This window comes from Bacillus sp. LR--39 (genome assembly GCF_053613335.1).
The window spans coordinates 1-540 of record NZ_JBSIOT010001473.1 but is presented as its reverse complement, the minus strand read 5'-3'; the positions used below and the strand labels follow the sequence as shown (position 1 = coordinate 540).

Annotated in this window: 1 protein-coding gene and 1 pseudogene; both read right to left on the bottom strand. The window is 49.6% G+C overall.

The window, feature by feature from the left end; all coding sequences use genetic code 11:
- Window positions 1-387, bottom strand: a 387-nt coding sequence (locus ACWHAR_RS31220; RefSeq protein WP_452088947.1) for a flavoprotein, incomplete at its 3' end; no start/stop codon positions are given.
- An 81-nt stretch (window positions 388-468) separates the two neighbouring features.
- Window positions 469-540: pseudogene (locus tag ACWHAR_RS31215) on the bottom strand (DNA-directed RNA polymerase subunit omega); the annotation flags it as partial.

The window sequence follows — 540 nt, the reverse complement described above, 5'->3', positions numbered from 1 at the left end:
GTCGTACATATGAACGTTCATCGCCGGAGCGATCCACACCGGCGCTGTCGTCGCCAAAAGCGTCGTCGTCAGCATGTCGTCAGCGATGCCTGAGGCGAGTTTTCCGATCACATTGGCCGTAGCCGGAGCAACGATCACGAGATCCGCCCAATCTGCGGCATCGATATGGGCGATGACACGGGGATTCGGTTCTTCGAACGTATTGGTATATACTTCATTGCGCGAAAGCGCCTGAAAGGTGAGCGGAGACACAAATTCACAGGCGGATTTTGTCATGATGACTTTCACATTGGCTCCTGCCTGCACGAGCTTGCTCGTTAAGGCGGCCGCTTTGTATACCGCGATTCCTCCGCTTACTCCCAGCAGGATGTTGCGATTTTTCAGCATCGTATTTCTCCCCCTTATGTTCTGTTCGCCAGCCCTGAAAAAAATAACAACCTAGTGTATAGGTTGCTATTTTTAAGGCTATTAGCGATTTTCCTTTTCGAATGTAAGCAGTCCGGCATCAATTTCTTCCAATGCTTTGCCTACAAATTTATA